Here is a 5696-nt window from a genome sequence, read left to right as displayed (position 1 = left end):
GTTTGTCCTGGCGGGAGCCCATCGCCGCGTTGCAAGAATTGATACGCCAAGGTAAAGGCAAGTTGCGTCTGATCGGTTCCGCGCACGGCATAGACGTCGACTTGTTATGCGGCGCCGGCTGTGTGGCCAGTAGCGCCGAATCCTATGTCGGCTTCGAACAGGATTTCGGCATGGCGCCTAACTATCGGCGCGCTTGCGAATCGGGTTCCGTGCAAGTGCAAGACAGCTGTTGTTACACTTTGGTGCAGCAGTTGCGAGCCGCCATTGCCGGTCTGCCTTTCATGCCTATACGGTCGATTCAAGGCACGAGCTTCATGCAGCTTCATCCCGAGTACCGGACGATGACCTGTCCGTTTACGGGCGATGAGCTGGTTCTAGTGCCGGCATTGCAGCCCGACGTCGCACTTTTGCATGTGCAATATTCGGACCGCCATGGCAATTTGCATATCGACGGCCCGCCGGTAGCAGACCTCTTATTTGCCAAAGCCGCGAAGACGGTATTGGCGACGTTCGAGGAACTGGTCGAGACCGAACAACTGAGCGAAATGGGTATCAGCATCCCTTTTTTCTACGTAACGGCGGTCGCCGAAGTACCTTACGGTGCCCACCCGACGGCTTGTTATCCTTTTTACGCCTACGACAGGCAGCACACGGCCGAATATTATCGGGTTGCCAGCGAAGGTACGGACGAGTTTCGGCAAGCTTATTTACAGCCTTACATCTATGGCTGCCGCTCTCATAGTCAGTATCTGGAGGCGATAGGCGGCGAAGCCGCCTTGCAGCGGCTTGCTACTTGGCGGCAAAGTGCGGAAGCGTGGATGGCGCTATATGAATAAGCCCCGGCATTGCACGATAGCCGAAGCGTTGATTTATCAGATTGCGCTAAGCATAGAAGACGGCATAGTGGCATTTCACGGTTTCGGTTCGCCCTTGGTACAAACGGCATTGCATTTGGCCAAGCGCACACACGCGCCGAACTTGGTGTTGGTGGCCGGAGCCACTTACGGCGTGAATCCGGCGCCGCCGTTCATGACGCCGACCAGCAACGACTGGAGCATGGACCGACACGCCGAATGTCACCTGGACATCGAAGAGCTGTTCGACCTGGCCGCCAGCGGACGGGTGGGGCGCATGTTCCTGTCCGGCCTGCAAATCGATTGTTACGGCAATTTGAATGTCACCCGTCTTGGTCAACAGAGCTTGAAGCTGAAATTACCCGGCGGCGGTGGCGCTTGTAATTTGTCTTGCGACGCACGGCATTTGACTTTATGGACCGCCTCGCATCGAGCCGGCGTCGATGCCGAAGGACAGCGCCGCTTGCGCTTGGTCGAGCGTTGCGATTTTATCAGCAGCGTCGGCCATCGTACGGCCGAAGGCAAAACTCGGGCCGAAATGGGCTATCGTGGTCACGGGCCGGATTGCTTGCTGACCGAGCTGGGCGTGTTCGATTTCGATGCGACGGGCCATCTGCGCTTGACTGCGCTTTATCCCGATGTGGATCTCGATACGGTGCGGGAAAACACCGGTTTCGAATTTCCGGTGAGCGACGAACTGGCGGTTATACCTTTGCCAAATCCGGAAATCGTCGAATTCATGCGCGCGTTCGATCCGCTAAAAATCCGCGAACGCGAATTCAAAGCGCAAGAATCCCGTCGGCAATTTCCGCTGAACTGAGGTGACACACACGATGAGCGGCGAAAGATTAACAGTAGGCGGGCTCAAGCATCGGCTGAACTTCGTGCCCTTACCCTATCGGCGAGTCAGTTACCAGCCTTATGCCGGAGATATGACCGAAAAGGCGATCACCGAGTATTTGTTGCCGCGCGAAGTCTACCGGCGTACCGACATCATCATTTTACATAACGAACAAAATCAATACGCGGTGGTCGCGGTGCAGAGACTGCGGTCCGACGACCTGTTCGTGCCGGTGCAGGCGCTGGAAATTCTGGCTTTGCCTGCCGACTGCGTGTTCATGGCGGCGCCGGAAACCGATCCGGCCAATCGATCGGCTTTGGCTAAATTGGCGGTGGATAGAGGCATAGGTTCCGATAAAACCTTGATCGTGCAAGGCGCATTCGACCATATCAACATCATTCACAAGCCGGCACCGTTAATATTGCGGGTGGTAGAAGTCGCGCCGCCCGAGCCGCCCAAGCTTTTTGCGATGGCGCAGCATGTGCTCGGTTATGCCGATTTGCCGCCTGTTTACCTCCAACTTGAACGCATTGATTTGTTATCGCTGGCTAAAACGGTTCAAGCGTCCGCCTTTCTTGTGCCATGCCGCTCCGGGGGGCTCCATGAATTCGGGGCCCCCGTCTTTTTTTTGGACGAACGCCCGGCCGAACGGCGGGACTGGACCTTAATCGGTTGCGAACGCAGTCTGCAGTTTCATCGGCATTATTACGGGGATGAGCCGCCGCGTCTGGAAATGTGCCCGCGGCAACTGGCTACGTCCTCGGCTATGCCGACACTGTTGAAATGCTGTTTATTGGAGTTCGATATCGAACTCGACGGCAATACGGCCGTTGTGCCTTGGGGGGCCGACTTGAAGATGGTTGAGAAAGCGCTGGAATTACTCGCTAACGGAGTCGAATATGCGTGAATCCGCATGGCAAAGCTTGATCGGCAACCTCATCGACGACAGGTCGCAAAAACCGCGCGGCATCGGCTTGACCATGGTTATCGATACCGGCATCGGCGTGAATCAGTTACGGGATATTTTGGAATTAGCCGGACATTGTATCGACCAGTGGAAGTTGGCTTTCGGCACGTCGGTGTTTCATAGCAAACAAACCTTACAAAATAAGCTGGCCTTGCTCGCCGAACATCAGATTCTGACTTTGCCCGGCGGCACCTTGCTGGAAGTGGCTTTGATCGAACATCATTGCCGGGATTACATGAAGCTGGCCAAGCGTTTGGGGTTTGGCGCCGTGGAAATTTCGGACGGCACTATTCCGATGCCGGAATTCCGGCGCAAGAATATCATTCATTGCGCGATGGATGCCGGCCTGGTGCCGATCACCGAAGTCGGCAAAAAAGATCCCAGACAGCAGCCGACCGCGGAACAGGCCGCCGAACAAGCCCTGCGCGATCTGGCATATGGCGCCGCCTGGGTAGTCATGGAAGGGCGCGAGTCCGGGCGCTCGGTCGGAATTTTCGGGGAGCATGGCGAGGTCATAGATGAATCGTTAACGACCATCGCCGAACTGATGAGCGACTCGATCGGCCGCGTCATTTGGGAAGCGCCTTTGAAAGACCAGCAGGCCTATTTGATCGGCAAGTTCGGTACCAATGTCGGTTTGGGTAATATCCATGCCGACCAGATTTTAGCCGTGGAAGCCCTGCGGTGCCGCTTACGTTTCGATACCTTGCATCATGTCGCCCATAAGTTGATGCGCAGCGGCCAATGGGATCCGCAACAAATCGAGCCGCCCAACCATGGCCAAGTATGATGCGTTAGACCATCGCTTTGGCGAACTGGCGCTGGAGATCGGCGGCCGTTTGCAACACGGACCGAGCGAGCGTTTGATCGCTACGGCTTTTCGGCAAGAACTGGAAGCGCAGTTGCCTTTGTTCGACGCGTTAAGCCGGGTCGATCTGGCTCATAGCTTGGTGATGATGGAAAACGGCATCATCCCTAAACCCGATTCGTATGGATTATTGAAGTGGCTGATTCGGCTCAGCAGCTGGCCGGATGATTTTCGACCCGACCCGGTCTGCGGTGATTTGTATACCAACCGCGAAGCCTGGCTAAGGCGGCAGACCGAATCGGCCAAGTGGTTAGGTGCCGGCCGGGCTAGACGCGAAGCCATTACGACGGCCTTTGTCATTAAGCAACGAGAGCTGTTGTTGCAGTTAAACGATGCATTGACGGCTATGATTCGGAACTTGCTGGACCGCGCCGAGCAGTCGCGGCAGGACCCGATGCCGGATTACACTTACTGGCTATCCGCGCAGCCGACCAGTTTTGGGCACTATCTTCTGGGGTTCGCGTATCCGGTTTTACGGGACATGCAGCGCCTGCAGGCGCTGTTCGCGCGATTGAATCTAAGTCCGGCCGGTTGCGGCAGCAGCAACGGTTCGCGCTTGCCGCAAGCGAGAACGCGTTTGGCGGAACTGTTGGGTTTTGACGGAGTCGTCAGTCATGCCCGCGATGCGATGTGGCAGGCCGATTTGCCGATCGAAACCGTCGCTATGCTGACGATCATTCTGATCAACCTGGATAGGCTGGCCGAAGACTTGCAGATCTTCGCCACCGAGGAGTTCGGATTGATCTCGTTAGATGACGGCCATGCCAGGGCCAGTAAAATCATGCCGCAAAAGAAGAACCCGTTTGCATTAGCCCATATCCGCGGCCTTGCCAATAACCTGATCGGTACGCTATCCGGTACAGCGGCCATGGGGCGAACGGCGACGGGGCAGGTCGACAACAGGCTGTCGCTTTATGGATCGCTGCCGGAATTGATCAACCGGGTCAGCGGTGCCGTCGAGCTGATGGCGGAAGTCGTTTCGACGATGGATTTCGATCGTGAGCAGGCAAGAAGAAGGTTGGAGCACAGCTTTGCCGCGGCCACCGATTTGGCCGAAGTCATAGTCTTGGAAACCGGCTTGTCCTTCCGGGAGGCCCACAAATTGGTCGGCGAACTGGTCAGTCGGCATTTGCAGGAAGGCGGCTTTAACAATCTGAGCACGGCTGAAATCGCCGAATGCGCGGACGCCTTGGGCAAAACGATCGCGCTATCGGACTGCGCGCTACAACAAGCCTTGGACCCGGAAGCCGCGTTGGCGGCTCGCCGCGATATCGGCGGCGCGGCGCCTGAAGCCATGTCGCACATGTTGAGTGAATGCCGGCAAACCTTGCGGCTGGAGGAACAATGGCGCAACGACCGACAGCAGCGTCTGGACGCCGCTCAAGTGCGGTTGGAGCATACGGTGCAAGCCTATCTGGCGTCGGAAATTGAGTCGTGAGGTAGCCATGTCCGTACATATCATCGATTCGGCTATTTTCAAGAATTCCTGGTCCACGCCGGAAACGCGTGCGCTGTTCGACGACAAGGCCATGATCAAAGCTTGGGTCGAGGTCATGGTAGCGTTGGCGGAATCCGAAGCCGATTTCGGTTTGATTCCGAAACAGGCCGCCAAACAGATGGCTGAGGTTTTCCGTAAGCTGGAGCCGGATCAGGCTTTTCTGGATGAAGTGCGGGAGGGCTTTGAACAAAGCAACCATTCTCTATTGGGCTTGATTCGTGCCTTGCAGCGCCGCAGTCCGGGAACCAGCGGCGAATGGTGGTGTTATGGCGCGGCGGTACAGGACATCACAGATACGCATACGGCAAGGCTGCTGTCGCAGACCCGCAAGAAACTGTCCGAGCAATTGAACCGTTTGGTCGAAACGCTGTGCGAACTGGCGCTTAGGCACCGCAACACACCGATGTGCGGGCGGACACACGGCCAGGCGGGCTTGCCGATTACCTTTGGATTCAAAGTCGCAGTCTGGCTGGACGAAGTTCAACGTCACCGCCAGCGCTTGGTGGAAATCGGCCAGCGCTTGGCGGTAGGTCAATTGGGCGGAGGCGTCGGTAGTTTGTCGGCTTTGGGACCGGACGCATTGGCCGTGCAAAAACTGTTTTTCGAAAAGCTGGGATTGCAAGCGCCGGCCATTGCCTGGAGCGTGTCGCGCGACCGCTTGGCCGAAT

Annotated in this window: 6 protein-coding genes; all 6 read left to right on the top strand. The window is 56.8% G+C overall.

Features of this window, described 5'->3' with window-relative positions:
- Nucleotides 1-836, top strand: an 836-nt coding sequence (locus ACW73I_RS22815; protein ID WP_458031809.1) for a CoA transferase subunit A, incomplete at its 5' end; no start/stop codon positions are given.
- On the top strand, nt 829-1674 hold the full coding sequence (locus tag ACW73I_RS22810) for a CoA-transferase subunit beta (RefSeq protein WP_458031808.1): 846 nt from the start codon (nt 829-831) through the stop codon (nt 1672-1674). The genes ACW73I_RS22815 and ACW73I_RS22810, both read left to right, overlap by 8 nt.
- 13 nt (nt 1675-1687) lie before the next feature.
- On the top strand, nt 1688-2602 hold the full coding sequence (locus ACW73I_RS22805; protein WP_458031807.1) for a DUF7714 family protein: 915 nt from the start codon (nt 1688-1690) through the stop codon (nt 2600-2602).
- Nucleotides 2595-3452 carry a phosphosulfolactate synthase gene (gene comA, locus ACW73I_RS22800; protein ID WP_458031806.1) on the top strand — a complete coding sequence of 286 codons (858 nt, stop codon included), beginning with the start codon at nt 2595-2597 and terminating at the stop codon, nt 3450-3452. The genes ACW73I_RS22805 and comA overlap by 8 nt, the downstream gene beginning before the upstream one ends.
- Nucleotides 3439-4968 (top strand): 2-phosphosulfolactate phosphatase XcbC, encoded by a 1530-nt coding sequence (gene xcbC, locus ACW73I_RS22795; RefSeq protein ID WP_458031805.1) that lies wholly within the window; start codon nt 3439-3441, stop codon nt 4966-4968. Before comA ends, xcbC begins: the two co-directional genes overlap by 14 nt.
- A gap of 7 nt (nt 4969-4975) precedes the next feature.
- Nucleotides 4976-5696, top strand: a 721-nt coding sequence (locus ACW73I_RS22790; protein ID WP_458031804.1) for a lyase family protein, incomplete at its 3' end; no start/stop codon positions are given.

This window comes from Methylomonas sp. MgM2 (genome assembly GCF_054172045.1).
This window is presented reverse-complemented; position numbering and strand designations above follow the sequence as displayed.

What these genes read in the sequence shown, in the direction of transcription:
- ACW73I_RS22810 (WP_458031808.1), top strand. Translation starts at nt 829, where the DNA reads ATGAATAAGCCCCGGCATTGCACGATAGCCGAAGCGTTGATTTATCAG.
- xcbC (WP_458031805.1), top strand. Translation starts at nt 3,439, where the DNA reads ATGGCCAAGTATGATGCGTTAGACCATCGCTTTGGCGAACTGGCGCTG.
- ACW73I_RS22805 (WP_458031807.1), top strand. Translation starts at nt 1,688, where the DNA reads ATGAGCGGCGAAAGATTAACAGTAGGCGGGCTCAAGCATCGGCTGAAC.
- comA (WP_458031806.1), top strand. Translation starts at nt 2,595, where the DNA reads ATGCGTGAATCCGCATGGCAAAGCTTGATCGGCAACCTCATCGACGAC.